The organism is Bacillus sp. MYb209, assembly GCF_002975175.1.
Lineage (GTDB): Bacteria > Bacillota > Bacilli > Bacillales > Bacillaceae_G > Bacillus_A.
In genome coordinates, this window is record NZ_PCNZ01000018.1 from 83,644 (window position 1) to 108,406 (window position 24,763).

The 24,763-nt window shown below is 32.0% G+C and carries 22 protein-coding genes; 1 reads left to right on the plus strand and 21 read right to left on the minus strand.

What is annotated here, in order from left to right; translation table 11 throughout:
• Nucleotides 1-115 precede the first annotated feature (115 nt).
• From CQZ94_RS21715 to CQZ94_RS21795, 15 genes are all read right to left on the minus strand, one after another.
• A complete protein-coding gene (locus tag CQZ94_RS21715; protein ID WP_105587035.1) occupies nucleotides 116-1,102 on the minus strand; it encodes a sensor histidine kinase in 987 nt (328 codons plus the stop codon).
• A gap of 2 nt (nucleotides 1,103-1,104) precedes the next feature.
• On the minus strand, nucleotides 1,105-1,809 hold the full coding sequence (locus tag CQZ94_RS21720; RefSeq protein ID WP_105587036.1) for a response regulator transcription factor: 705 nt from the start codon (nucleotides 1,807-1,809) through the stop codon (nucleotides 1,105-1,107).
• A gap of 619 nt (nucleotides 1,810-2,428) precedes the next feature.
• The gene (locus CQZ94_RS21725; RefSeq protein ID WP_105587037.1) at nucleotides 2,429-4,396 is read right to left on the minus strand and encodes a penicillin-binding transpeptidase domain-containing protein; all 1,968 of its coding nucleotides are present in this window, start codon (nucleotides 4,394-4,396) and stop codon (nucleotides 2,429-2,431) included.
• Nucleotides 4,397-4,938: 542 nt separating this feature from the next.
• Complete coding sequence (locus CQZ94_RS21730; RefSeq protein WP_142395899.1) at nucleotides 4,939-5,532, minus strand: SGNH/GDSL hydrolase family protein; 594 nt, start codon at nucleotides 5,530-5,532, stop codon at nucleotides 4,939-4,941.
• A 170-nt stretch (nucleotides 5,533-5,702) separates the two neighbouring features.
• Nucleotides 5,703-6,734, minus strand: coding sequence for a VanZ family protein (locus CQZ94_RS21735; RefSeq protein WP_105587039.1), 1,032 nt, complete (start codon nucleotides 6,732-6,734; stop codon nucleotides 5,703-5,705).
• A 352-nt stretch (nucleotides 6,735-7,086) separates the two neighbouring features.
• Complete coding sequence (locus CQZ94_RS21740) at nucleotides 7,087-8,196, minus strand: acyltransferase family protein (protein WP_105587040.1); 1,110 nt, start codon at nucleotides 8,194-8,196, stop codon at nucleotides 7,087-7,089.
• 190 nt (nucleotides 8,197-8,386) lie between these two features.
• The gene (locus tag CQZ94_RS21745) at nucleotides 8,387-8,902 is read right to left on the minus strand and encodes a transglycosylase SLT domain-containing protein (RefSeq protein ID WP_105587041.1); all 516 of its coding nucleotides are present in this window, start codon (nucleotides 8,900-8,902) and stop codon (nucleotides 8,387-8,389) included.
• Nucleotides 8,903-9,668: 766 nt separating this feature from the next.
• Nucleotides 9,669-10,982, minus strand: a complete 1,314-nt coding sequence (locus CQZ94_RS21750; protein ID WP_105587042.1) for a D-alanyl-D-alanine carboxypeptidase family protein — start codon at nucleotides 10,980-10,982, stop codon at nucleotides 9,669-9,671.
• Between the two features lie 484 nt (nucleotides 10,983-11,466).
• Nucleotides 11,467-12,126 carry a CatB-related O-acetyltransferase gene (locus CQZ94_RS21760; protein ID WP_105587043.1) on the minus strand — a complete coding sequence of 220 codons (660 nt, stop codon included), beginning with the start codon at nucleotides 12,124-12,126 and terminating at the stop codon, nucleotides 11,467-11,469.
• Nucleotides 12,127-12,506: 380 nt separating this feature from the next.
• Nucleotides 12,507-13,976 (minus strand): aminoacyl-histidine dipeptidase, encoded by a 1,470-nt coding sequence (locus tag CQZ94_RS21765; protein WP_105587044.1) that lies wholly within the window; start codon nucleotides 13,974-13,976, stop codon nucleotides 12,507-12,509.
• A gap of 137 nt (nucleotides 13,977-14,113) precedes the next feature.
• Entirely contained in the window at nucleotides 14,114-14,290 is a 177-nt protein-coding gene (locus tag CQZ94_RS31290) for a hypothetical protein (RefSeq protein WP_181149533.1), read from the minus strand.
• Between the two features lie 74 nt (nucleotides 14,291-14,364).
• Nucleotides 14,365-14,490 (minus strand): hypothetical protein, encoded by a 126-nt coding sequence (locus tag CQZ94_RS21775; RefSeq protein WP_033717878.1) that lies wholly within the window; start codon nucleotides 14,488-14,490, stop codon nucleotides 14,365-14,367.
• Nucleotides 14,491-14,601: 111 nt separating this feature from the next.
• Complete coding sequence (locus CQZ94_RS21780; RefSeq protein ID WP_002147945.1) at nucleotides 14,602-15,342, minus strand: type II toxin-antitoxin system SpoIISA family toxin; 741 nt, start codon at nucleotides 15,340-15,342, stop codon at nucleotides 14,602-14,604.
• Nucleotides 15,343-15,528: 186 nt separating this feature from the next.
• Nucleotides 15,529-16,266, minus strand: a complete 738-nt coding sequence (gpmA, locus tag CQZ94_RS21790; RefSeq protein WP_105587045.1) for a 2,3-diphosphoglycerate-dependent phosphoglycerate mutase — start codon at nucleotides 16,264-16,266, stop codon at nucleotides 15,529-15,531.
• Between the two features lie 173 nt (nucleotides 16,267-16,439).
• The gene (locus CQZ94_RS21795; RefSeq protein WP_002147949.1) at nucleotides 16,440-16,916 is read right to left on the minus strand and encodes a MarR family winged helix-turn-helix transcriptional regulator; all 477 of its coding nucleotides are present in this window, start codon (nucleotides 16,914-16,916) and stop codon (nucleotides 16,440-16,442) included.
• A gap of 273 nt (nucleotides 16,917-17,189) precedes the next feature.
• Here CQZ94_RS21795 and CQZ94_RS21800 point away from each other — a divergent pair, with 273 nt between their 5' ends.
• The gene (locus tag CQZ94_RS21800) at nucleotides 17,190-17,822 is read left to right on the plus strand and encodes a type 1 glutamine amidotransferase family protein (RefSeq protein ID WP_105587046.1); all 633 of its coding nucleotides are present in this window, start codon (nucleotides 17,190-17,192) and stop codon (nucleotides 17,820-17,822) included.
• A gap of 249 nt (nucleotides 17,823-18,071) precedes the next feature.
• Here CQZ94_RS21800 and CQZ94_RS21805 read toward each other — a convergent pair whose 3' ends face one another.
• The 6 genes from CQZ94_RS21805 to CQZ94_RS21830 all read right to left on the minus strand — a co-directional run bounded on the left by CQZ94_RS21805 (nucleotide 18,072) and on the right by CQZ94_RS21830 (nucleotide 24,513).
• Nucleotides 18,072-18,485, minus strand: coding sequence for a VOC family protein (locus tag CQZ94_RS21805; RefSeq protein WP_105587047.1), 414 nt, complete (start codon nucleotides 18,483-18,485; stop codon nucleotides 18,072-18,074).
• Nucleotides 18,486-18,606: 121 nt separating this feature from the next.
• Nucleotides 18,607-19,314, minus strand: a complete 708-nt coding sequence (locus CQZ94_RS21810; RefSeq protein ID WP_105587048.1) for a class I SAM-dependent methyltransferase — start codon at nucleotides 19,312-19,314, stop codon at nucleotides 18,607-18,609.
• A gap of 134 nt (nucleotides 19,315-19,448) precedes the next feature.
• Nucleotides 19,449-20,210, minus strand: a complete 762-nt coding sequence (locus CQZ94_RS21815) for an ABC transporter ATP-binding protein (protein ID WP_142395900.1) — start codon at nucleotides 20,208-20,210, stop codon at nucleotides 19,449-19,451.
• A 12-nt stretch (nucleotides 20,211-20,222) separates the two neighbouring features.
• Nucleotides 20,223-22,562, minus strand: coding sequence for an ABC transporter permease (locus tag CQZ94_RS21820; RefSeq protein ID WP_105587050.1), 2,340 nt, complete (start codon nucleotides 22,560-22,562; stop codon nucleotides 20,223-20,225).
• 6 nt (nucleotides 22,563-22,568) lie between these two features.
• Nucleotides 22,569-23,816, minus strand: coding sequence for an MFS transporter (locus CQZ94_RS21825; RefSeq protein WP_105587051.1), 1,248 nt, complete (start codon nucleotides 23,814-23,816; stop codon nucleotides 22,569-22,571).
• 61 nt (nucleotides 23,817-23,877) lie between these two features.
• Nucleotides 23,878-24,513 (minus strand): TetR/AcrR family transcriptional regulator, encoded by a 636-nt coding sequence (locus CQZ94_RS21830; RefSeq protein WP_105587052.1) that lies wholly within the window; start codon nucleotides 24,511-24,513, stop codon nucleotides 23,878-23,880.
• Nucleotides 24,514-24,763 lie beyond the last annotated feature (250 nt).

Consider the following 24,763-nt stretch of genomic DNA (forward strand, 5'->3'; position numbering starts at 1 on the left):
TTATTATCTTTTGATAACCTAAGTTTATCTAAACTTCCCTTCTTCTCATATCGATTAACCTTTCATGTATCTAACAGGCGTGTAAGATTTCTGAAAAGTGAAAATAAAATACATTCTAACGATTTGCATAAGGGAAAATGATACGGATTGTTGTTCCTCTTCCTACTTCCGACTTTATTTCAATATTATGTTCCAATCTTTTTATAATATTTTTCACAAGATATAATCCCATCCCAGTAGATTCCTTAAATTTCCGACCGTTTATTCCTGTATAAAATGGGCGGAACACTCTCGGAAGGTCTTCTTTTGGAATTCCCACACCATGATCTTGTATTGCAAGGATTACAGAGCGCTCTTCTTCTAATGTAGTAATAGTAACGTTTTTTCTACTTCCTGCTGAATACTTAATGGCATTGGATATCACTTGATGAATAACAAACCGAAGCCATTTTCTATCGGTTTCTACCATAATAGTTTGTTTTACTTTTACTTCTGGATATACATAGTTACGGATAAACAGACGTTTATTTTCACGAATTACTTCTTGAACAATATCCTGTAACGAAACTCTTTCCACATAAAAATCTTGCTCAAACGTTTGTAATCGCGCCATATATAAGACCATTTCTAATCCGTACTGCATTTGATCTACTTCTTCTACAATACTTTCAAAAACCTCCCCATTCTCTTCTTGTGTGATCAGTTCAATAACTGATAAAGGCGTTTTCATCTGATGCACCCATTGATTAATAAATGTAAGGTGCTCTTTTTGTTTATATTCCCAAGTCTTTAACTGTTGATGATATTGACTGTATTGTGTCTTTAACACACGCTGAAGTGCTACTGATAATGGGGTGGAATCGAGTTCTTCTAAGGAGTCCTCTAATGTTTCAGAAGGGTTGGATAATTTGTTATAAAATCTACGATGGCTAAGGTAGCGATAAAGTAAAAACGCAATTAAAAAGCATCCCCCTAAAAACACACTATATAATGCAGTAGATAAGTGATTATATCCATCCAGCCAATAAACAGTTAGAACGACAAATAGCTGAATGATTGAGAAACAGATGAAAGGGATATGTTCACGTAAAAACAAATTCATTATTATACCTCATCATTCTTCCAAGTTATTTTCAAACGATATCCAGCACCACGAACTGTTTCTAATGCATTTTTTATTCCGATTTCCTCTAATTTTTTTCGGACACGTGTAACATTTACACTTAAAGTATTATCATCTACATACGTATAGTCATCCCAAAGTTTTTCTAAGATTTTCTCTCGACTAACAATACTAGGAGATTGTCGTAAGAGAGTTTCTAGTAAAACAGTTTCTTTTTTTGACAGTATACATATGCTATCATTTAGCTTTAATTCCATTTTTTCTGGATAAAGTATTAAACCAGATTGCTGAACAACTCTTTCTTCCGCTTTAGGTGCGTATTCTCCGTAAATTCTTCGAAGATGACTTCGGATTTTTGCCATTACAACTTCATAATGAAACGGTTTAGTGATATAATCGTCTGCACCATGTTCAAGTGCCATAACTTGCTCCATCTCTCCACTACGTGCTGATATGAAAATAATGGGGCAAGTAGAGACCGTTCTAATTTGGCGGCACCAGTAAAAACCATCAAAACTCGGTAAATTTACATCTAATAAAACTAAATCAGGCTGGATTTTTTCAAAGTTGACCAAAACATTTTCAAAATCCTCTGTAATGTTCCCTTCATATCCGTACTTGTTAATATGGGATTGAAGTAATTTAGAAATTTTTTGGTCGTCTTCTACAATCATAATTTTATACATATATTAAGCTCCTTTTATTTATCTTTTCCGATAGAAGGCTCCCTCATCAATTTAGGTGAAGGTATTATAGCATCAGCACATAAGAGGAAGATGAATGCCGGTTGGCGTAAGCCAAGATGTTTGCTCCGATTTAGTTGTACAAATTTTTCTTTGAAAACAGAACATATGAGGTTGGTTGCAGAAAAATCTTTGAAATCGTAAAAGCTTCAACGTTCGATCAACCCACGGTTACATCGGTGTCCGCAGGAATCTCCCTCTTCAAACATGGCGCAAGGTCGTTAAGTAGGACTAGTTAAAGTATATGTTTATTATCTGTAAGAATATAAAATATACTTTTATCTTTTAGTATAAAGAAATTTCCCTCTTACTTATATTGAATAACCTTACTTGAAACTAACAGCTGTGTAATGTTTCTGAAAATAAAGTTAAGTATAATAGCTCTCTTATTTTTTAAATTTTAATTATTTAATTTAACATTTTAAACTTTTTGTTTTATAATTTTCAAATAAAAAATAATCGTATTTAATTGTGTAAAAACACGTAATTAAATACGATTATTAAAATCATAAAATCTAAACTAACATATCAGTATCAGCCGATTTCACCTTCTAATTAACTATTATTTCTGAAAAACATGTTTTACTTTTTCGCCTGGAACATTGCTCCCCCCTCTTCCTTTTACATCTTCGATCATCATGGTAACAATCATGTCTGGCGCATTTGCATCAAAAGCTGCAAACCATCCAAGTTCTTTTCCGTCTGCTTCTTTCGACTCTTTCAGTTCTGCTGTACCCGTTTTACCAGCAAGAGTTACACCATCAACCTTAGCAATTCTCCCCGCACCATCAGAGTCATTAATGACTTTTATTAATGCACTCTTTAATATCTCTTGATTCTTTTTAGAAACCACATTTTCTTTCCAATTCCCCGCTACTTTTGCTTCTTTTAAAAGATGAGGCGACGGAATATTCCCTTCATTCACAATCGGTGCATATGTTAATGCTAAATGAAGTGGTGTCATTAATACTTGTCCTTGCCCGTATCCCGTGTCTGCTAGTTGAATATCATTTTTTATCCCATCTTTTGCAATTATTGAAATAGGAAATTCGTATTCGATTGGTAATTTTTCATGAAATCCGTACTTCTTAAATTCACTTACATACTGATCTTTTCCCATTTTTAAAGCTTGTTGAGCAAAATAAATATTATCAGAGTACTTCATTGCCTTATCAAAATCAATTGGACTAGCATCCTTCACACGTGTTACATAATAATTTCCCCACGATGAATCTTTTGTCCACTTTAATCCTTGGATTTTAAATTCTTCCTTAGGATTTATTGTTTTTGTTTCCAAACCAATTGCACCTGTAATCGTTTTAAATACGGAACCTGGTACAAATGCTTGTGTGAAGCGATTCATCATTGGCAGTTTCGAGTCGTTATTCCATGCTTCTCGTTGAGCTTTTGATGCTCCTCTAACTATTGTATTTGGATTATAAGCAGGGCTACTTACAAGTGCGATTGTTTCACCCGTTTTAGGATTGACCGCTGCACTAGATCCTGCCTCATTTTTCATCTCATTAAAGATTTTTTCTTGAATTGCAGCATCAATTGTTAACGTAACATTTCCCCCTTCTTTTGCTTCTTTTTTTGCTAAGTTTTTAATCTCTTTCCCGTTCTCATCTTCCATAAATACGCGTCCACCCTTTTCACCACGCAGTTTATTCTCTAATACTTTCTCTAAACCTGTCTTACCCACTAAATCATCTGCTTGATAACCTTTTTGTTGAAGCGATTTTAACTCCTCTGCATTTACCTTTCCTATATATCCCGTTAAGTGTGCCGCTGCTTCTCCTAATGGATACGTACGAATATTTACTGGTCGAGATGAAACTCCTTCTAATTCAATATAATCATTCTGTCTGGTTCCCTCTTTTAAAATACCAATTGGTACAAGGGAATCTGGTTTTATCCATTTCGCTGCGAGCTTCTGATCGACCTCTTCTGTAGACATATCAAGTAATTGTGCTACTATTTCTTTTGTTTGCGCTGCCGTTTCACCTAGTTTCTCTGGAATAATTCCAACCTCAGTCGCTTTACCATTCGTTGCAAGCCCTTTTCCATTTCGATCATATATTTCTCCGCGTTTTCCTTGCTCTATTTGCATACGTACTTTGTAATCTTTTTTCATACCTGGGAAAATGAAGTCTGGTGTCCAATCTATTTTCCAAGATTCTTTATCTTTCACGAGTTTTGCTTCATGGATGAATGAAACTGTTCCTCCATCCGTATCCATATTAACTTCAAAAAGAAAAAGTTCTTTATCTTTAGTATTCTCTCCTTTCGTTTTAACTTTTAAATTCTTAACTCCAATACCCTCATAGATTTTTTGATATTTCTCTGTGAAATCCTTTTTAGAAATCGTTTTTTTTGCATGTTCTGATAAACGATCATACATATTTGTAAATTTTTTATCATTCCATAAATTGATATATTCATCAAATGCTTGTTTTGGCGGTTCGTTTTTATTACATCCTACCAACATAACTCCGAAACAAAAGAAAAGCAGCATACATATTTTTTTCAATTCAATCTTCTCCCTTAGTTAAAAATGATTATTCCTTTCTAAATATATTAAATAAAAAATGTTTTAACGCTTAATAGACAGTGTAAGTAATGAAATAGTTCCACATTTATAAAAAAATTAAATTTATGGTTAAGCTGCATTCAAAAAGGGAAGATTTTTAAGACTCTTACAAACAAAAGAAGCGAATATATTTAGCGAACGTTATCATTATTAGTGTTGTTTTAACAATTTCATTTAAAACACCTTTTAGTTCGTTTTCGCCGATTTTATCTTTTTTCTTTATAGATTTTTGATACAAAAAAAGAATCCTTATACTCAGGATTCTGCAACAGAAAATAACAAAAATATAAACAATAAAAAGAATTACTTAAAGTATAATTTACATCCTGATATTTTATTATTTATAAAATTATATACAATTTTAATTGTAGGATTTATGGGCGCTCTATGTACTTCTTTTTCGCATCAAAAAACCCTGCGCTGTATGCAACAGGGATTCTATTATACTTATCTGACGGTATCATCATATTTTATTCTACAGCTTATTTAGAAGAGTCATGTACAGGCAAACTACTAAAAATCAATTCAGCAACTTTTACATATCCTTTTGAGTTTGGATGAATTAAATCCGTAGACCAAAGCGTATTGTCATTAACTAAATGATGATTCCAAAAGTCAACATGATGAAGCTTATACTCTCTACTCAGTGAAAGTATAACTTCATTTGTCTCTAATAATTGTTCTTTTAATACTTGTTTTTTTTCAGAAGAAAAAGGAAGCCTAACTGTAAAATCTGGAAGGTTTGCTATAATAATATCAGCACCTGTTTTACTTAATGTATCTATCATAAATTCCATATCGTTCTTATATGCATGATGATTCCAACGTCCTTTTAAAACATCGTTTGCACCTGCAATTAGACTAACCAAATCTGGATTAAAAGTTAATGCCTTTCCCAATTGCTGCGAGCGAATTTCTTTAGTTACTAACCCACGTTTTGCAAAATTAGCATACTTTAAATCGTTTACACAAAGTTGAACAAAATGACCTACCCAGCTTTTTAATGCTATTCCCTCAACTTCATCCCCTATCCCCTCTGTAAAACTATCACCAATCGCTACAAATCGCTTCCACATATCTAGTCCCCCTTTTTTGTTATTCATATCTACACTATACAATAGCCCACAGCGTAATTGTTCTTCTTAAATGTTTTTCAATTTCAATTAAATTCCACAGGAGATTTTTTTAAATGAGCAAGACAACTGAAGTGAACTATTTCACATGAACAAAAACATGAAAATCTACGTTATTTTCTCGCAGAAATAGGTTGAGACCAACTATCTTTGTCATTATCATTTAAGCGTACTTGAAAAACATATATAGGTTGAGAAAAACCTTTCGAATCAGCGTGGTAATCTATATTATAATCTGTAATGACTAATGTATCACCTGCGTTGAAAGATATTATAGGATCAAAGTCTCCTTGTTTTAGTTTTTGAAATGCTTCTTTGGGAGACAGAATTTCAACATCTCGAATATGTAATTTTTTTGTAACTAGCTCATTGTCATCAGGCATTTTTGTAATTTCCTCTTTGTAAACAGGCATTTTTTCACCTTCGTCTTTTAACTCTATTGATGTTTTTATAGTGACATCAGACATATCTGTTTTTGTAATGGGATCAAAAGACGTATTCCCAAATTCCTTCATTTGATACGAAATCATTATTCCAAGTGCAACAAAACTTACTGTAATCGGAAGAAATAAATACTTGATCATTTGTGTATCCGTTTCTTTTTTCTTCAACAATATAAGAACTATATTTAACATAGAATATCCTAGCATCATTCCTAAAGTATTATGAAGTAAATCGGCTAGTTCCATACTTCCGCGTTGCATTATAAATTCAAGGATTTCAATCAATAAACTTGCCATAATTGAGCTGACTAACATCCATTTTGTTTTTTGGAAAATATCACTAAATAAAGGTAATAAAATTCCTAACGGAAAAAGCATACCTATATTTACAATGATATGGAAAAAAGAAGAAAATGAAAAGGTATTCCATGCTTTTTTATAAACACTAAGCACATCAAAGTCAATTGTTCTTGCAAAAGTTATATTATCTGGACGACCAAATGAAGTAGCTGATAATGCAAGAGAATAATATCCTATTATAAATATAAACAATATAATTTGTTGTACGGTAAATTTTTTTCCTCCTTTACATACCTTTTTGTATACTACAAAGTAGCTAAAAACAAATATGAGTAGTAACAAGAATGTGAGTTGTATCGTAGGAATTGCAACGGTAACAAGTAGTTCGGAAATAAAATTCATTTTACACCTCTGTTTTTACGAATAAAATATTCAATAGTTTTATATAACATTCTAGATATAGATAGCGATGTGTTGTTACCTCTAATAATTTAAACCTGTACTCTTGAAACTAACTTTATATGACCAAGCGGCTACAAGGAAACTAGCGTTTTACTAATTTTACTTTCGGCTATGTTTGGATAAACGTTACGAAGATTCTCTTTAGTAAGAGGATTTTTGGAGTTATGTATAAAATTAAAAATTTATTCAATTTTAGTATGTTTATATAGAATCCATAATTGACCGATTCCTAATATACTTAGGAACCGGTAATATACGTATATTTACTAAAGAAATAAGATTCCTTCAAGCATTACACTTTTTTCCGAAAATTTGTTGTTCTTTGTTTTGCCCAGTTGATACATTTCTTTTCAATTAAATGATACGATACTATAGAAAAAAGTAGTGTCATTGTAATACATAAAGTAAGAAGGAAGAAGATAGGTATCTTTGTATACAAAAGTTTAAATAGTACCATCATGATTGGAAAATGACACAAATAGATACTATATGAAATTTCCCCTAAGTATACAAATACACTCTTATTTAAAAATGCTTTTACTTTTAGGTTACTCATCGTCATGATAATAAATATACTAACACCAATTACGACACCCCAATCTTTTAATAAGAAAGTAGTGTCATTACGGGAAAAACCATAAATTAAAATGGAATATAAATATAGAATTATCCCTAATGTAATAAGAAATCCTTTTTTAAATTTTTTCATATTTTGATATAAGTAAATAAGCTTTTCCTGATGCTTAAAAAGTAACATTCCAACCATAAACATCGATGTGAAATGCAGTGTATCGGCATAACCATTATAAAATCCCTCTGCTTTCCCAATATGCAACATATTAAGGAAAACACTAATTAAAGAAAAGCTCAAAGCAATTAGTATCGTTTTCTTCCAACTCAGTTTATAAAAAAGAAGGAATAACAAAGGAAACACAATAGATATACGCATTTCTTGAGCCAATGACCAGATAACTGGATTATAATTTTCCGTAAAAAAGTTATTAAGAAGCACAAAGTGGTTTATAATATCTATTTTTGTTATAGACCCTTGCCATCTATCATAGAACCAATCCCGTAGTCCTGCCACTTCATATGGCGAAAACAAAATAAATAAAGCAAAGGTTATGATTATCCAAAAATAATAAGGAATATAGATTCTTACAAATCTCTTAATTAAATATCCCCAATAATTTGTTTTTGAATGATAAAGTGCCATAGATAACACAAAACCACTTAGTACATAAAAAACAATTACAGCTTCTCCACCCGCCCATAAAAACCTAAGCGGTGAAAATTTAATAGAATTAGGCAACGATGGTAGCATTAAACAAAAATGTCCAAATACCACTGTAAGTGCCGCTAACCCTCGTATGGAATCTAATTCTTTTATTCTCTTACTCATAAAATATTCTCCTTGTAAATTGTAGATTTTGCTGTTAATAAAGGCCACTATACTAGTGTAGTGGGAGAATTGTACATATTGTTTCTTTAAATTCCTAATATAAGCAGTACAAAGTCAATCTATGTATCTGTTTCAGGGAACTTTCGTATTTAGGCATAATTTATATAATAATAGAAAGAAAAAAGAAATTTCATTCTATAAAATCGTATTGTCGTTTAGAAAACATTTTAAAACTGTTTTCTAAACCCTCGTTATAGTCTGTCTGTTTATCTGTCCATTGAACACCCTTATTTCCAGGCCACCCTGAGGTATTTGCAACATGTCTTAATAGCTCTGGCCCTTTTAAATTTTGCTGTAAACCACGGTTATATGCATTTATCATATTAGATATTGCAATTCGAGTATTGGTTTCTGCATTTTTCAAATCTTCGTTCGTTAAATCTTTAGGTGCTAGTCCACCCCGGTGGAGCTGAAACAGTCCAAATGATGTGCCCTGATCACCGACTGCATTTTGATCAAACTTACTTTCATGGAATGCAATAGATAAAGGAATCCATGGTGGTATACCATGCTCTATTGATATTTGTTGAATCGTGTCTCTTACTTTAGCTCGGTTAGTATGATGGTCATATGCGTATTTTGTAAGATATAGCCCTACTGTTAAAACCAAAATAAATACTCCACTTTTTATTAATGTCCCTCTCATCGACGTCACCTCACTTGTCAGTATCAAAGATTGTCACTAGTAATCATATCTTTTGGGGATATTAACTCGTAATCGTGTATCATTTGATTATTCTTTATTTCATTAATTACTGATTTTTAGGTGGAATTATTAGGGGGTCCCCTCCATATAGCATTCGCTTTTATCACTTTCGGCACATTTACTTTTGTATGGGAGAGAGTTTTCTCCGTATGGTACCATCCATTAAAATCGTACTTTTTCTCGAATACCTTGTTTTTTTATTCGATTGAAATTAAAGAATAACTATATACATAAGGATAAACGCTATAAAAAGATACTTAAATTCCTTTTAAAAATTCATTTCCTGGCCTCCATTTCTTTATATGATTAATTTAAAACAAAATATTTAATAGAAAGAAAAGATTTTATTAAATTTTTATAAAATTTAATAACAGAAATAAGTACCAGATATTAATTTTTTATTGTCACATGATGGAATAATGAATGTTTTTCCACCATGTAACTTTATTAAACTAACCTTGCACCAGAATCCTTTGAATCGAAAGATTCATAATAAACGCCATCCTTTCTGTATATTTCTACAAAAAGAATAGCGTTTTTTGATTATATGGATACAAATGTATCTTAGCTTGATAGCAATACCAAAATTTCCGAAGAACCAAATTTGAGAATTAATGCAATCTTCAATTCCAAGCCATCCACATAAGAATCTATAATACTTTCAAACCTTTTGTTTCAGACTAATATTTAGTTTTATCCTACAGAGTTAGCCTTTTACTATATCAACCGCACTATCCCACATACCGTTAAAGAAAGATCCTATTTCGCGCATAAAACGTGTAAACCAATTAGCTTGTTCTACATCAGATTTTGTTACAAGGTCTACTTGTAATGATTTACCTGATAAAAACCCAGGATCTGTACTATCTTTAGGCGAGATAATCATTTTACTAATTGTTACATCTTTTTTAATAGGCGCTTCTTGTTCTTTATTCGATACTTTAAATTCTTTTGTATAAACATCTTTGTTGCCCTTCGGCATTGGAAGTGAAATAGCTTGCTTCGTTTGAACAACTACATCTTTGTCTTTTGCATTTGCTACTCGCACTGTTTCATGCCCTTTTACTACTGAATCTTTTCCATAGACCTTCTTCACTTCAAAATTCTCAAATCCATAATCATATAATTTCTTTGTTTCATCAAAACGTGCTGTATGAGAGTTTGTTTTTATCACTACAGAGATTAGACGCATACCGTTTCTTTCTACTGTACCAGTGAAACAATCTCCGGCTTCTGGAGTAGTTCCTGTTTTCAAGCCATCTACACCTTCGTATTGCTTAATTAAACCTTTTAACATCCAGTTAAAGTTCGCCATATCAATTGGATACTTGCCACCCTTTTGGAATGTTTTTTTGGGGATTTTTGCTGTATCTAATATTTTTGGAAAATCTTGAATGAGACGTTGTGCTAAAATCGCACAATCCCTTGCAGACATTTTATTTTTCTCGTCTGGAGTTGTCCCTTCTGGGTGATGTCCTTTTAAATCTTGGTTTGTTAAACCTGTAGAATTTACAAATTTATAATTTTTCATTCCAAACTCTTTCGACTTATCGTTCATCATTTTTACGAAATCGACTTCTTTTCCAGCAATTGCTTCAGTTAAAGCAATTGTTGCACCGTTTGCAGAGTAAATTGCCATTGCCTCATATAACTCTTTGACCGTATAAGAGCCACCATTTTCTAATGGAACGTTTGATAATGAGCGATCTTGCGAAATCTTATGTGCATATTCAGAAATTTTAACTTTTTGATCCCATTTAAGTTTTCCTTTATCCACCGCTTCATGGACTAAGTATTCACTCATCATTTTTGTCATACTAGCAATTGCTAATAATTCATCTGCATTTTTTTGATATAAAATTTTCCCGGAATTTGCTTCTACTAAAATTGCTGATCCTGCTTCTACGTCTAGAACAGGGACTGTTTCCGCTGATACACTCCCGGATGTAACAACCATGCTACAAAATAGTGTAAGCACTGTTACTATTGCAATAAATCTCTTGCAAAACATACCTTTCACTTCTGTTACCTCCAATATCTTTGTACTCAAAAAAACGTTTTTCTAACATAATCTCCCAAAAAATAGACAGTGTTATCAAATTCTATATACATATAAGACATTAGGATCGCTTTCATATAGAACATCTCATCCCACCCTTTTAGGCGCACTGACACTTAGTATTCCCACACACATCCCTCTTTTTAATGCCCTTGTATTTTTCAAAATGATCCGTACTTTCATATTTTTTAGGATTACACTTAATAGACAATCTAAGTAATACATTTGTTCCACATTTACAAAAAAATAAAACCAGTGTGCCCCGATTAAATATCGAGACACACTGGTAGCCTAGCATTAGTTTATTAGCTATCAAGGGTTTTAATTATTCAATCCAGCTATTTGCTAGACTCATACCAAATATGAATTCTTCTTCATCTAAACTATTAGTTTTTTTATAGTAAAAAAACTACATCCTAAATTGAATGTAGTTTTTCTAACTAATTTATTTATTTTTCACTTCATTTTTATAAAAAGCAAATAATGGTTCAATGGTTGGACTAGATAAAAGAGGAATTGCCTTCTCAATCAATTCTCTATCCCAATCAAACCAACGCATTTCCATTAGCATATTAATTTCTGTATCAGTGAACCGTTTTTTTATTTCCTTAGCAGGATTACCGCCCACTATTGTATATGGCGGAACATCTTTACATACGACAGATCCTGCCGCAACGATTGCACCTTCACCGATTGTAACGCCAGGCATTATTATAGCATTCATACCAATCCAGGCATCACTTTTAATGACTGTATCACCCTTCGGTTCATAAGATTGTCCGATTTGCTCAGCGAATGGATACACTGTAATCCATTCTGAGTGATGATTATGATTACCACCCATTAAAATGATAACGCCACTTGCAATACAAACATAATTTCCAATAATGAGTTTATCAAGATGCCAACCCATCTGTTCAATTGGATTGAAAAGTGCTTGGGACTTAGCATCGCCCCACAAATACCTTACACAACCATCTTCAAAATTTTGATTTCCATAATACCCTGAATAATAGGAGTACTCTCCTACTTCAATGAGTGGATTTGTTACTATATCTTTTAAATACTTTGTTTCAGACCAATGATTAAATAATGGATGCTTCATAACTATATTCCTCGCTTCTAAGTATTGTAGATTTTTGCAATTTACTTAGAAGCTTAATACGACAGCGACATTTTTAAACTTTTTCAAACGACGAATCATTATCTTCAAACCTTTCTTTTATACTAAAAAAATCATAATGCAATAAATTACATAAGTCAAATAGAGAAAGGTATAACAAATCTGTTTTTATAAATACGGATTTGTTATACTTTATTTCTTTTGAAACTATTTATATTTTATATAAAATACGGTATATGAAATTTCCACTTCATATACGTAGTGTAAGTTCATTATATTTCCCATCCTCAAAACTTATAAAAAATTCAATACAAAAAAGCAGCCTATAAATTTTTATGGGCTGCTCTTAAATTCATCGGTTATTACTTAGCTAATTCTTTCGTTCCCTTCATTACATCAACAAAGAATCCCCAGTTATTCACAACAGAAGAAATACTAATATGCTCATCTGGTGTGTGAACATTAAAGATATCTGGACCGAATGAAATTGCATCTAACTCAGGCATTTTTTGAACAAATACGCTGCACTCAATCCCTGCATGTACTGCGAAGATTTCAGCATCTTTGTTATATTTTTCTTGGTGTACTTTTTCGAATAGATTACGGATAGGTGAATTTGGATTGTATGGCCACTCTGGATACTCAGACTCTTTTTCAAATGTTGCACCTACTAATTCCGCAATATATTTAATTTCATCTACAATATGTTGTTTTAAACTACTTACAGAACTTCTCACTTCGCTTCGTAATTTAATTTCATCTTGCAGTGTTTGAATAACTCCTAAATTAGTTGAGCTTTCTACAAGACCTTTAATATCCATGTTCATACTTTGTATACCATTTGGAATTAAGAATAATGAAGAAATAAGCTGTTTTTGTGTTTCTTTAGAAAAGACTTTTTCCGCCTTTTCTTCTACTTTTGTAAGTGAAACATGAACATCCGGATCAACAGCACGCAGCTCTTCTTGTAAAATACGTGTCCATGATTCTAGTTTTTCTTCTACTTGCTGTACATCTTCTGCACGTAATAAAATTGTAGCTTCACTTTCACGCGGAATTGCATTTGTTTTTAAGCCGCCATGAACTTCACTCATATTAAATTGAATGTGAAGTGATAAATCACGTAAAACTCGTCCTAATACTTTATTCGCATTACCGCGTTGTTTATCAATTTCTAAACCAGAATGTCCACCTTTAAGTCCACCAACATATAGTCGGTATGTGTCCATATCTACTGACGCTTCATCCCAAATCACTGAAATCGTTTCAACTGCTTTCGCACCACCTGCGCTACTCACTAGTAATTTATGATCTTCTTCAGAATCAATATTAATAAATATTTTCCCGTCAAAATGATTTGAATCAACTGCGAATGCACCGCCCATTGTCGTTTCTTCTTCAGTTGTAATAACAACTTCTAAAGCTGGATGCGGAATGTCTGTTGAATCTAATAATGCTAATGCATATGCAACGGCAATACCATTATCAGCACCTAAAGTAGTTTCGTTCGCATATAACATATCTCCAATAATTCTTAATTCAATTGGATCCTTCTCAAAATCATGAACTGTCGCTTGGTTTTTTTCACACACCATATCAGAGTGCCCCTGAATGATAATAGCTGGAACATTCTCATAACCAGAAGTAGCTTCTTTTTTTATAATGACATTTAACGCTTCGTCTTGAATAACTTCTAAATTACGTTCCTTTGCGAAACTCACTAAGTAATCACTAATTTCTTTTTCATTACCTGATCCTCTAGGAATCTTTGAAATTTCTGCAAAATGATAAAATACAGGGTGCTTTGTTAATTGTTCTAAAGTGGAATACATTTTTAAGCTCCTCTCTCAAATACAATCAATATGTAAATAACTTAAATCACCTTCTATTATATCATGATTCACCATTTTACTTTTATACTGAATAATTCCCTACCAATAACGAAACAAAAAATTAAAGGAGAACACATTTATGTATTCTCCTTTAATTTCTTATGCTGTATATATTTAGATGTTTTTCCATCAATCAGTTTCTCTAAGTGATCTATTTTTTCTGTTAATGCACCCTTCACAAGAGAGAAATCTGTATTTGCTTCTTCTTTTTTTTCTTTAAAAAACGAAGAATTTTGTACATTTATTTCAGCCATCTCTTCTCCCCCTTTTCAAAAGATACAACCTTTTATTTATATTATATAGCAAATGCAGACAGAGTGTACACGTATCATTTTCTTTTTAATTCTTCTTCCAACTCTTCTACTTGCTGCAAGGTATCTCCTTTTATTAAAGAGAAATCTGTTGTATCTTCAGTCTCTTCTTTAAAAAAATCATTATCATAATCTTTTATCAATACAATCACCTCTACGTACTAGTGTAGGAATGATTGTCCAATTTTATACAACTTTGTCCGATTTTGTTCTAAATTATGTATTGGAGAAAAGGACAGAAAACGTTTCTGTCCTTACTTACTAAAATAACTATGATGTATTGTTAAATTATATACATTTTCAAAGTCACGATCTTGTAGATTATTCTTCTTTCCATCAATAACAATAAAAACATCATTCACTATTTTTGCTGGTATAATTCCGACATTTTCTACTTGAACCGCTTGCTGACCATTCAATTGCTCTATGTGTTCTAAAGGTACTGTAATACTAAATTGAGAGCGAATACCACGGAAATTCGTATTTAATTCGATCGCTGCTTCAAATACAACAATTTTCGCACCTACTTTTTCCCCATACGAATCAAGAAATACGTTTAAACTATTTGTATACTCTTCTTCCGTATTCCATTCCATTGTCCCAAATGCTACTGGATTTACATTTTGAATAATTGTCGTATATATTTCTCCTCTTGCTTTTGAAGCAATTAATGACCGTTTAATTGATTGGACCGTCTTTCCGATATCGCTGAATTTTGCGCCCCATATTTCTGAAATGTTAGGTGTCAAAATGAATGCAATATCAACGAAAATTACCATCGCAGTGAACATTAAAAGGTTTTTCCAGAGGGTTAAATCTATTCCTTTAATCATGAAATAAACTGTGACTGATGTTATAAACAAACCATACCAAGTTTTTCGAATTCGTTGTTTCTTCTCCTCATACAATTCTTCATTTTTCCAATAAAAGAAAACAAGAACTACAAAGATGATTGCTAGAATAAATAAGCCGATTCGAATGTTAGAGATCGTCAATCACATCACCCTCCATTCCAAAACTACTCACGATACCATTACATGCGCAAAGAGCCATCTTTATGACAAAAGACGTGGACAACCTTCTAAAGTTAGCTACATCGCATATACATTAGAAGCAGACCACGTCTTTTGTCATGAATCTACATTGTATATGTAGACAAGCATACGTTTCAAATTTTCATGTTAAAAAGAAATATGTTTCGGAATTTCCCCTTCAGGTACTTCTCCGTCCATACTTAAGTAATAATGACGAATTGGATGTAAATTTTCGTCTAATTCATAAACAAGTGGAATGCTAGTCGGTATATTTAATGTTACTACACCATCATTTGAGAGATTGTCTAAGTATTTCACAAGTGAACGAATCGTATTGCCGTGTGATGAAATCATTACTCTTTCACCACTTTTTAATGCCGGTGCGATTTCTGCATGCCAATAATCAAGTACTCTTTTCTCCGTATCCTCTAAACATTCAGTCAATGGAAATTCGCCTTTTTTTAACGTTTTGTATCTCGGATCATTCGCTGTATATCGGGGATCATCTTCAGTAAGTGCAGGCGGTCTCACATCTATACTTCTTCTCCAAATATGAACTTTTTCATCTCCATATTTTTTTGCAGTTTCGTCTTTATTCAATCCTTGTAGTGCACCATAATGGCGTTCATTCAACTTCCATGAGTTATGTATAGGGACCCAAGTAAGATCCATTTCATGAAGTACAATCCATAATGTCCGTATTGCTCGTTTTAATACTGATGTATACGCAACATCAAACGTATATCCATTCTTTTTTAATATTGTTCCTGCTTCTCTCGCTTCACTTAATCCATTCTTTGATAAATCTACATCTGTCCATCCTGTAAATCGATTTTCAAGATTCCACAAACTTTGTCCGTGACGAATGAGTACAAGTTTTATCATTATAATTCCCCTCTCGGAAATATGAATTTTAAAATTTCAATACGTACACATATAAAGTTTTTGGTAATGTGAATTTTTTATCCATACATTCTATGATTTATTCATAGTTGCCAAATATACAGATAAGAATTTATGATTTTTCAAACTACAAAAGAAGATACTATTTATATCTTTTATTCTACTGGTATTTCACGCTTAGACGACCATGCATCAAATCCTGAACGGCTATTTGCCATTTCATTCATAACTTGATGCCAACTTTCTTCACATGATTCGCCAAACTGTGAGAAAATAGCTCCCATTTGCTCTCTTTGAACATCGCTCAGTTTTTTCTCTAAGTCTGTTCCTTCTTCTGTTAAAGACAGCTGTTTCACACGACGATCATGTGCAGCTTCATTACTCTCAATAAGTCCTTTTTCTAACAGTTGGCGCAATGGTCCGTGAAGAGCTTGTTTACTTATTTCTAAAAGTGATAGCAATTCATTTACACTAAGCCCCGGAAAACGAGCAATAAAAAACAGAATTCTATGATGTACACGCTGTATACCGTACTCTTTTATAATTTCATCTGGTTTTTCTGTAAAAGTTTTATATGCAAAGTAAAATAATGCTAATGCCTCATTCATTTGTTCTTCTTTATGTTGTGTCATCTACTTTCCCCCTGTATGTAAATTATACCACAATTCACTTATGAATAATTTAGTTGGGATATTGAGCCTAATTTCTTCATTCTAAAACCAATAAATTTCAACTATTGTATTTTTTGAAGGTTGCTTAATTCGCAAACTATACCTTCAAATAAAGTTTCCAAATTACTTTTTAAAAACTTCTTAAGGAAATAGGTTAAATTCAAATGATAAATATTGTAAAATTTATTTATTAATATTTTTCGAAAAAATCAATTGTGATTGGAGTGTTATTTTATGCAAACAAAAAAAGTTTACCTTTATGTATTTAATACAATGTCAGACTGGGAATATGGACATTTAATTGCAGAACTAAACTCAGGAAGATATTTCAAAAAAGATTTAGCCTCTTTAAAGGTAATTACAGTAGGAGCTACTAATGAAATTATTACTACGATGGGAGGACTGAGCATAAAACCAGATATTTCTCTGGATAAATGTACTCTTGAGAGTAACGATCTTTTAGTGTTACCTGGAGGGACTACTTGGGGAGAACATATTCATCACCCTATCTTGAAAAAAATTGGTGAAGCGTTAAAACTTGGCACTATTGTTGCTGCCATTTGTGGTGCAACTGAGGGACTAGCTAATTTCGGATACCTAGATTCTAGAAAGCATACAAGCAATGACTTAGAGTATATTAAAATGGTTTGTCCTAATTATAAAGGAGAAAAACTTTATAAAATGGAACCTGCGGTATGTGATGAAAATTTGATTACTGCATCAGGAGTAGCTCCTCTGGAATTTGCAATGGAAGTACTGAAAAAAATTGATGTATTTGCACCAGATACGTTACATTCATGGTATAACCTAAATAAGACTTATAAACCTGAATACTTCTTCCAGTTAATGAATTCAATTACTAGATAAGCTAAAAAATTAAATTAGCAGTTTTATATTATATAAAAAACTTAAAAAACACCCCTAAAGTTGTTATAAATACAACCGGTAACTAAATCTCTTTTTAATTTTATTGCATAACGGGGGTCTTTCTACTTTGGTAATAATGATGAGACATCATTAAGAATCGGTGACAGTTGTAAAACAAAAAAGGGATGATACATATTAATCTTGAATCATCCCTTTTTTTATGACATTAATGTCACCATATTATTTTAATTATTCATCTCCAGCAAGAGTTAACTGCCAAGATACGCCATATTTATCATTTAACCAGCCAAACTTCTTACTAAACGGATACGAACCTAAAGGCATAAGAATTTTCCCATCTTGTGCTAGCTTTTTAAAAACCGATTCAATTTCTTCTTCCGTATCACAAGTTACGTAAAGAGACATAGATGGAGTGAATGTAAAATCATGCTTCACATAACTATCGATACACATGAACTCTTGTCCATTTAACGTAAATGTTGCATGTATAACATTTCCCTCTTTACCAGGTCCATTTTTATCATAACGAGAGATACTTTTAATTTCTGACTGATCAAACAGTGATGTATATAAGTTCATTGCTTCCTCAGCTTTACCCTCAAACATTAAAAAAGTAGTGATTTTTTGATTTGTGTTACTCATTTAGAGACATCCCCCTTTTATGTATATACATTTAATATACGTCTGGATAAAAATTAAGAACACACGTTCTTGTAACTATATTATCTATAATAATCCTCGGCTTGTCAATTGTCTATCCTTGTTATTTTTTGAACAATGCTGTCCAAAGAAATGATTCTCCGAACATGTCATTCGGGTGTTCAATTTGTTTCATCTTTCTTATTTCAATTACTTCAAATTCATTAAATATCTCTCTTAACTTTTCTTCTGAATATGCAAGACCACCTTGTAAATTCCACCCTCTATATACATCCCAATCTGTTATTTCAGATCCATTCCGGTCATCCAAATCACCTGCTGCAAAGCATGTTAATCCGAAATAACCGCCTGATTTTAAAGAGTTATTAATTAACTCTATATAGTTCATTCTTCTATGTGGCGGAATATGATGTAGGCAACCCGAATCATAAACAAAATCAAATTCATTTTGAACATTTAAATTAAAAATCGAATCACAAATAAATTGCATTTCTATTCCTTTTTCTAATGCCCTCTCTTTCGCCCAATTAATGCCTTCTATAGATAAATCCACTCCTGTTACATCAAACCCTTGTTTCGCTAAATAAATTGCATTTCTTCCTGGACCGCAACCAAGTTCTAACACTTTCCCTTTTGAAATCCATTCTTTTTGTATATATGAAACTAAATTCTCATCTGGTACATTTGCAAAAAATGGAACATTTTTTTCTCTATTCGCATAAAATTCATTCCAAAATGGTACTGCGGGTCTTAATAAGGAATCAAGCATTTTTAAAACATCTTCTTGTGTATGTAACGTTTCATTTTTCATTTAAAATCCCCCTTTTAAATATCCAGAAAATTATCATATCTAATTATAGACTTTTAGACAAAGAAAAAACTCCCACTTACAGTAGGAGGTAGTGATTCAGAAACATCTTCTTTTAAATTCATACTAAAAGATTATTAAAATCCCATTTCTGTCAACCATTTTAAGAGCTTCTCTTCTCGTGCTTTCAAATCATCCTTCATATACTTACCCATTCTTATTTCACCGACAAATTCCCCATCCACCATAAAAAGAATTCTTTCTGTTCTAGCTGCTACCTTTACATCATGAGTAACTAACATAACTGTAGTACCATTACAATTTATATTCGATAAAATATCCATTACCTCTTCTGTCACTTTTAAATTCAGAGCGCCAGTTGGTTCATCAGCAAAAATAATATTAGGATTGTTTATGAGAGCTCTACAAATAGATACCCTTTGTAATTGTCCCCCTGATGCTTCAGTTATATTATTAGTTGCTATATCACTTATCCCCATTTTCTTCACCAACTCAAGTGCACGTTTATTTATGACTTTCCTACTCTCAACTTTTGCTAAATATGCGGACAAAACTATATTATCAAAAAGATTCAAATTTCTAAGAAGATTGCTTTGCTGAAAAATAAATCCCATTTCGTTAAGACGTAATTTTGCTAACGCTTCCTCATTCATAAATGATATATTTTTATTAGAAACTCTCACACTTCCTGAAGTCATTCGATCCATACCACTTATATTATAAAGTAACGTTGATTTTCCAGATCCAGAAGGTCCCATGACTGATACAAACTCTCCTACATTAATCTCTAAATCTATATTTTTAAGTACGTGGTAAGTTCTATTTCCATCTATTGAATATTTTTTATTTAATTGTTTTACTTCTAAAATCTTTTTCAATTTACACACCTCCTATTCTCCATTTGCTTTTAAATCATTTGTTTGTTTCACAGTTAAACTACTAAAAAGTGTTGTTGTGGATACTGCTATAAATAGAATAGCTGGACATATTACATAAGAAATAAATGGGTCAACTACAAACTTTATGTGAGCAGCTCCCATAAATGAACCTAACCAACTTACTAGCACTTCTCCAAACGTAGCAGCTATAAATGTACCTGTTACAATACCAATTAATACAATGGCAATAGAACGAGTTACATACTGCATACGAATATCTTTGTAAGAAAAGCCGATACTTTTCATAATTAAAATTTGCGAGGAGTCTTTTGCTAATAACATTTTAAAAAACATCGTAGTGATTAGAATAGATATTGTTATAGCAATCATAATTGCAACTTGAGTCACAAGTTTTAATTGATTAATTGTCTCTCCTAAAGTTTGAGACAAATAATCATCCGTATCTGTTATTTTTGCGGAATAAAAATTTTGTTTATATTCATTCATTTTTTCTTGCATATTCACAGTAGGCTTTATATCTATATTTACTACATGCCATACTATATTTTCTATGTTATATGGTACGTTCGCCTTAGCTGTTTTTCCACCATTCGTTACATCTTGGTATATACCACTAATAGTTAGCCCCCTCTCTTTTCCTTCTACAATTAAAATTACTCTATCACCTACATTCTTTTTTAATTCTTTAGCATTCATATAAGAAAGAGCAATTTCATTTTCATTTTCTGGTGCCATACCTTCAACATACTCTAGTGGAAATTTAGTAAAATCTCCAACTTCCACATTTATATTTTCATGTGTACCATCAGCATTCACCATTTTAAATGTACTTGTTACAAATGCAGCGTGTTTTTTTATATCACTATCTTTTCGTATATACGATATAACGTCTTTAAATCGTTTCTCTATATTTTCAGATTGCTGTAAATCTATTCTTATATCACTTTTCCCTGTCCCCATATAATTGACAAACTGCGGTGACTTAATCGTGTACAAAAAGTTAACTGGAACAACAATCATAAACACTGCAATTATTAAAACGACAATTAATACTCGATATAATTTAAATCGTTTCACTACATCTTGTATACCAAGAAATATGTTTACACTTAAAATTTTAGATTGAAAGAGTGAAAGAGACTTTCTATGCTTTGTTTTTCCTATCTCATCTCTTTTTCGTAAAGCATCTATTGCCGTAATTCTCCTAAAATTCCGCAAAACGAATCGGCAGAAAAGTATAACAGCCACAAACATCAGTGATGTAGATATTAACGGCACAATATAATGTACAATACTTTTATCTACCGCTCCCATATAAAGTACGATATTAGAGGTAAAGATTTTTGTAACAAATAAGGAAAGAATATATCCAAATATACATGCGCTAGCCGAAATAAAAACATACTTTGTTAAATAAAGTTTTTGAATATCTTTATTTTGAATACCGATAGCTTTCATAACACCAATTTCACGATAGTCTTCTTCCATAGAAGTAATGATTGTAAATCTAATACATAAAATTGCAATTAGCATTAATAAGGTACTTATTATCATAATAACTGCTGCTATTATTCCATCTGTTAACGAATTGAGTGTTTTATATAGAGAATAAGTAATAGAGGGACCTTTTTGAGGTAAGTTCGATGACTGGTATAAATTTTCAAATTCATTTATTTTATTTAAATCTGTTAGCTGAAATTCAATAAGATATTCACTTTCTCCAAAATTTCTTTTTACTCTTTTCCAATCTACATCACTTATTACGAATCGCTTTGAACTAACGATTGATGGATTCATTTGAACATCACGAACAAATGTCGAAATTGTAAATTCCAGTTCAATATTATTTTTTACAATCCATATTTTCTCTCCAATATGCAAATCATACTTTTGCATATAATAAATTGGCACACCAATTTCACCTTTTGAAACATCTATTACTTTGTTATTTAAATCTAATAGAAAATCAAAAGAAGTGCTTTGTTTAACGAAACTTATATCCATTACACTATTATGTTCTGCATGCTCTTTATTTTTTATAAATACATTAGACCCATTCAATAGGATCGTTTCAGCTGTTTGCTGTTCTTTTACAAATGGCGTTTTCGCAACAAAAGAATCAATTGATTTTTGATTTATTTCTCCAGCATGCATTTGTACGAAGTGAGGTGCATTTGATTGTTTAAACAATTGACCCATTGAACTAAACAGAGTTACAACCATACTTGAAGCACTAACCATTAAAAGAGTTGATAGCATTATAAACATAAATAAAATAACGATTATCATTTTATTTTGAGAGAAATCTCTTTTTAACATTCTCCTAATCATATCAATCTAGTTCCCCTCATTCCGTAATATTTTCTTCGTCACAAAAGCTATTATTATCAATATGAAACTAATACATAATATAGGTAAATAAATTTTCAAAATAAACTCTTCAAACATAAAACCATATACAACTTGCCCAATTGGTGCCATACATTGAGACACTGCTGTTATGATTGCCATTACTTTCCCTAAATTTTCATTTGGTGTTTTCTTTTGTACAACGGTAATTACATAAATGGAGACGATTGTCATAATCATTGCAATAAAAATAGAACAAAGTATAAAGAGGATTAATGGAGGGTAGTGTCCCATATTAAGGATAAATGGTGTAACTGATAAAGCCATTGGTATAACTAATAAAGCAATAACAAGCATCCAGTAATACAATGTTTTCATCTGCAACTTTTTAGAAAAGAAACCAATTGATAATGCACCTAATATTGTAGCAAAATCGATTAACCCCATCCCAATTCCGTACAACGTATCGCTACTTTGCATAGTTACTCGTAAAATAATAGGTCCCCCTACAACAAATAATGGTGTCAAAATTAAGTTTAAAAGCGCTGCAAGAAGCATAGATTTCAAAATAAATGGTTGTTTTAAAACGTAAAGAGATCCTTCTTTCATATCTTTTACAATTGTCGGTACGATATGGTCTTCTTGAATTCTTTTTATAAATGGTATTTTAATAAACATTTCTAATATGGCTGATAGAAAAAACGCAATGCCACTTATTATAACAAGCATTTTCAAACCAATTATGCCATATAATACTCCTCCTAATACAGGCGCAACAATATTGGATAATGCTTGCACACCATTAACGATACCATTAGCTTGCTCTAGCTTTTTTTCTGGAACTAATTGCGGAATACTTGCCATTACAACTGGCGCGTACATCGCACTAACAACTGCTAATAGAAACATAACAATTCCAATCCATATAATAGATACAGAACCATTAACTAATATAGCAATGAAACCTAATACAATTGTAGCGTTTATAAAATCAAAGATAACCATTAAGTTACGGCGATTAAAGCGATCTGCAATTGCCCCGCCGAGAGGTGCCAACAAAAATGGAATACTCGTTATTGCATATAATCCCGCAAATATATCTGCACGCCCTGTTATATCTAACACATATAAGGACAAAGCAAAACGCAAGAGCGTTGATCCTAAAATTGTTATAATTTGCCCCAAAACCATTAAATGAAAATCTTTCATAGACGATTTTGTGCTGATTGACATCATACCCACACCCTTCATTTATTTTAGACCGACTGTCGGTCTGTTTTAATCAAACAGAAAATTACTATTTCTGTTTGATTAAAACCTCCAACATATAATCAAAAGAACCTTCCTTCGCTCCAACAGAAGCTTCCATCATTTTAATATAGGCTTCAGCTCTTCTCATCATTTCTTCAGGCTTCCATTGGAATAACCCATCATCGAATATTACTTGCGCTGATGAAATTAATAATTCAATCGTTTCTTGAGGATAGGGGGTAGAAAATATACCCTCTTCGATTCCTTGCTTTAACACCTCTGCTAAAACAGGAGATAAATGTATAATTGATTGCACTAAACTTTTTTGATGCATTTCCGCATTATTTGGCTGATGAAATTGTTCAATCATTTTTTCTTTTATATCTCCTGATTTTGGCGATTGTTCCATTAAAACTCGAAATAACTTATCTAAAACCGGGATATCTGGATTAGAGACTATTGCTTTCGCTTTCGCTACATCCACTTTAATAATCCTCATAATGATTTCATCCATCACTTCTTCTTTCGAATTAAAATAATGATAAAATGTCCCTTTAGCTATACCGATTTCTTTTAAAATGTCATTAATCGTTGTTTTCATATACCCTTTTGTAACGAATAATTTTTCTGCAGTTTCTAAAATCTCGTTTCTACGCTCTTCATACTCCTTTACGATTCTCATTCATGTTCTCCTTCCTAACAGACCGACTGTCGGTCTGTTTTAATTATATGTTTAATTAGTAAAAAGATTCCTCCTATGTACATATACAACATTCCGCTTTATATTTCCTTTATGATTTTTTAAAAATCATTTCAAATACGGTGAATGAAATTATAAAAGTTTCTTCATTGTAAATAAAAAAAAAGAGACGCAATTTAATCTGTACCCTTTGTAAAGGACATTTTGAAAAAAGTTAGGCAACATCAAGAAG

Coding starts and splice junctions, on each gene's coding strand:
- CQZ94_RS21820 (WP_105587050.1), bottom strand. CDS start 22,562: ATGATTAGGAGAATGTTAAAAAGAGATTTCTCTCAAAATAAAATGATA.
- gpmA (WP_105587045.1), bottom strand. CDS start 16,266: ATGATAAAACTTGTACTCATTCGTCACGGACAAAGTTTGTGGAATCTT.
- CQZ94_RS21730 (WP_142395899.1), bottom strand. CDS start 5,532: ATGTGGAAGCGATTTGTAGCGATTGGTGATAGTTTTACAGAGGGGATA.
- CQZ94_RS21735 (WP_105587039.1), bottom strand. CDS start 6,734: ATGAATTTTATTTCCGAACTACTTGTTACCGTTGCAATTCCTACGATA.
- CQZ94_RS21765 (WP_105587044.1), bottom strand. CDS start 13,976: ATGTATTCCACTTTAGAACAATTAACAAAGCACCCTGTATTTTATCAT.
- CQZ94_RS21825 (WP_105587051.1), bottom strand. CDS start 23,816: ATGATGTCAATCAGCACAAAATCGTCTATGAAAGATTTTCATTTAATG.
- CQZ94_RS21720 (WP_105587036.1), bottom strand. CDS start 1,809: ATGTATAAAATTATGATTGTAGAAGACGACCAAAAAATTTCTAAATTA.
- CQZ94_RS21740 (WP_105587040.1), bottom strand. CDS start 8,196: ATGAGTAAGAGAATAAAAGAATTAGATTCCATACGAGGGTTAGCGGCA.
- CQZ94_RS21760 (WP_105587043.1), bottom strand. CDS start 12,126: ATGAAGCATCCATTATTTAATCATTGGTCTGAAACAAAGTATTTAAAA.
- CQZ94_RS21795 (WP_002147949.1), bottom strand. CDS start 16,916: ATGACACAACATAAAGAAGAACAAATGAATGAGGCATTAGCATTATTT.
- CQZ94_RS31290 (WP_181149533.1), bottom strand. CDS start 14,290: ATGGCTGAAATAAATGTACAAAATTCTTCGTTTTTTAAAGAAAAAAAA.
- CQZ94_RS21805 (WP_105587047.1), bottom strand. CDS start 18,485: ATGAGTAACACAAATCAAAAAATCACTACTTTTTTAATGTTTGAGGGT.
- CQZ94_RS21810 (WP_105587048.1), bottom strand. CDS start 19,314: ATGAAAAATGAAACGTTACATACACAAGAAGATGTTTTAAAAATGCTT.
- CQZ94_RS21745 (WP_105587041.1), bottom strand. CDS start 8,902: ATGAGAGGGACATTAATAAAAAGTGGAGTATTTATTTTGGTTTTAACA.
- CQZ94_RS21800 (WP_105587046.1), top strand. CDS start 17,190: ATGCAAACAAAAAAAGTTTACCTTTATGTATTTAATACAATGTCAGAC.
- CQZ94_RS21715 (WP_105587035.1), bottom strand. CDS start 1,102: ATGAATTTGTTTTTACGTGAACATATCCCTTTCATCTGTTTCTCAATC.
- CQZ94_RS21830 (WP_105587052.1), bottom strand. CDS start 24,513: ATGAGAATCGTAAAGGAGTATGAAGAGCGTAGAAACGAGATTTTAGAA.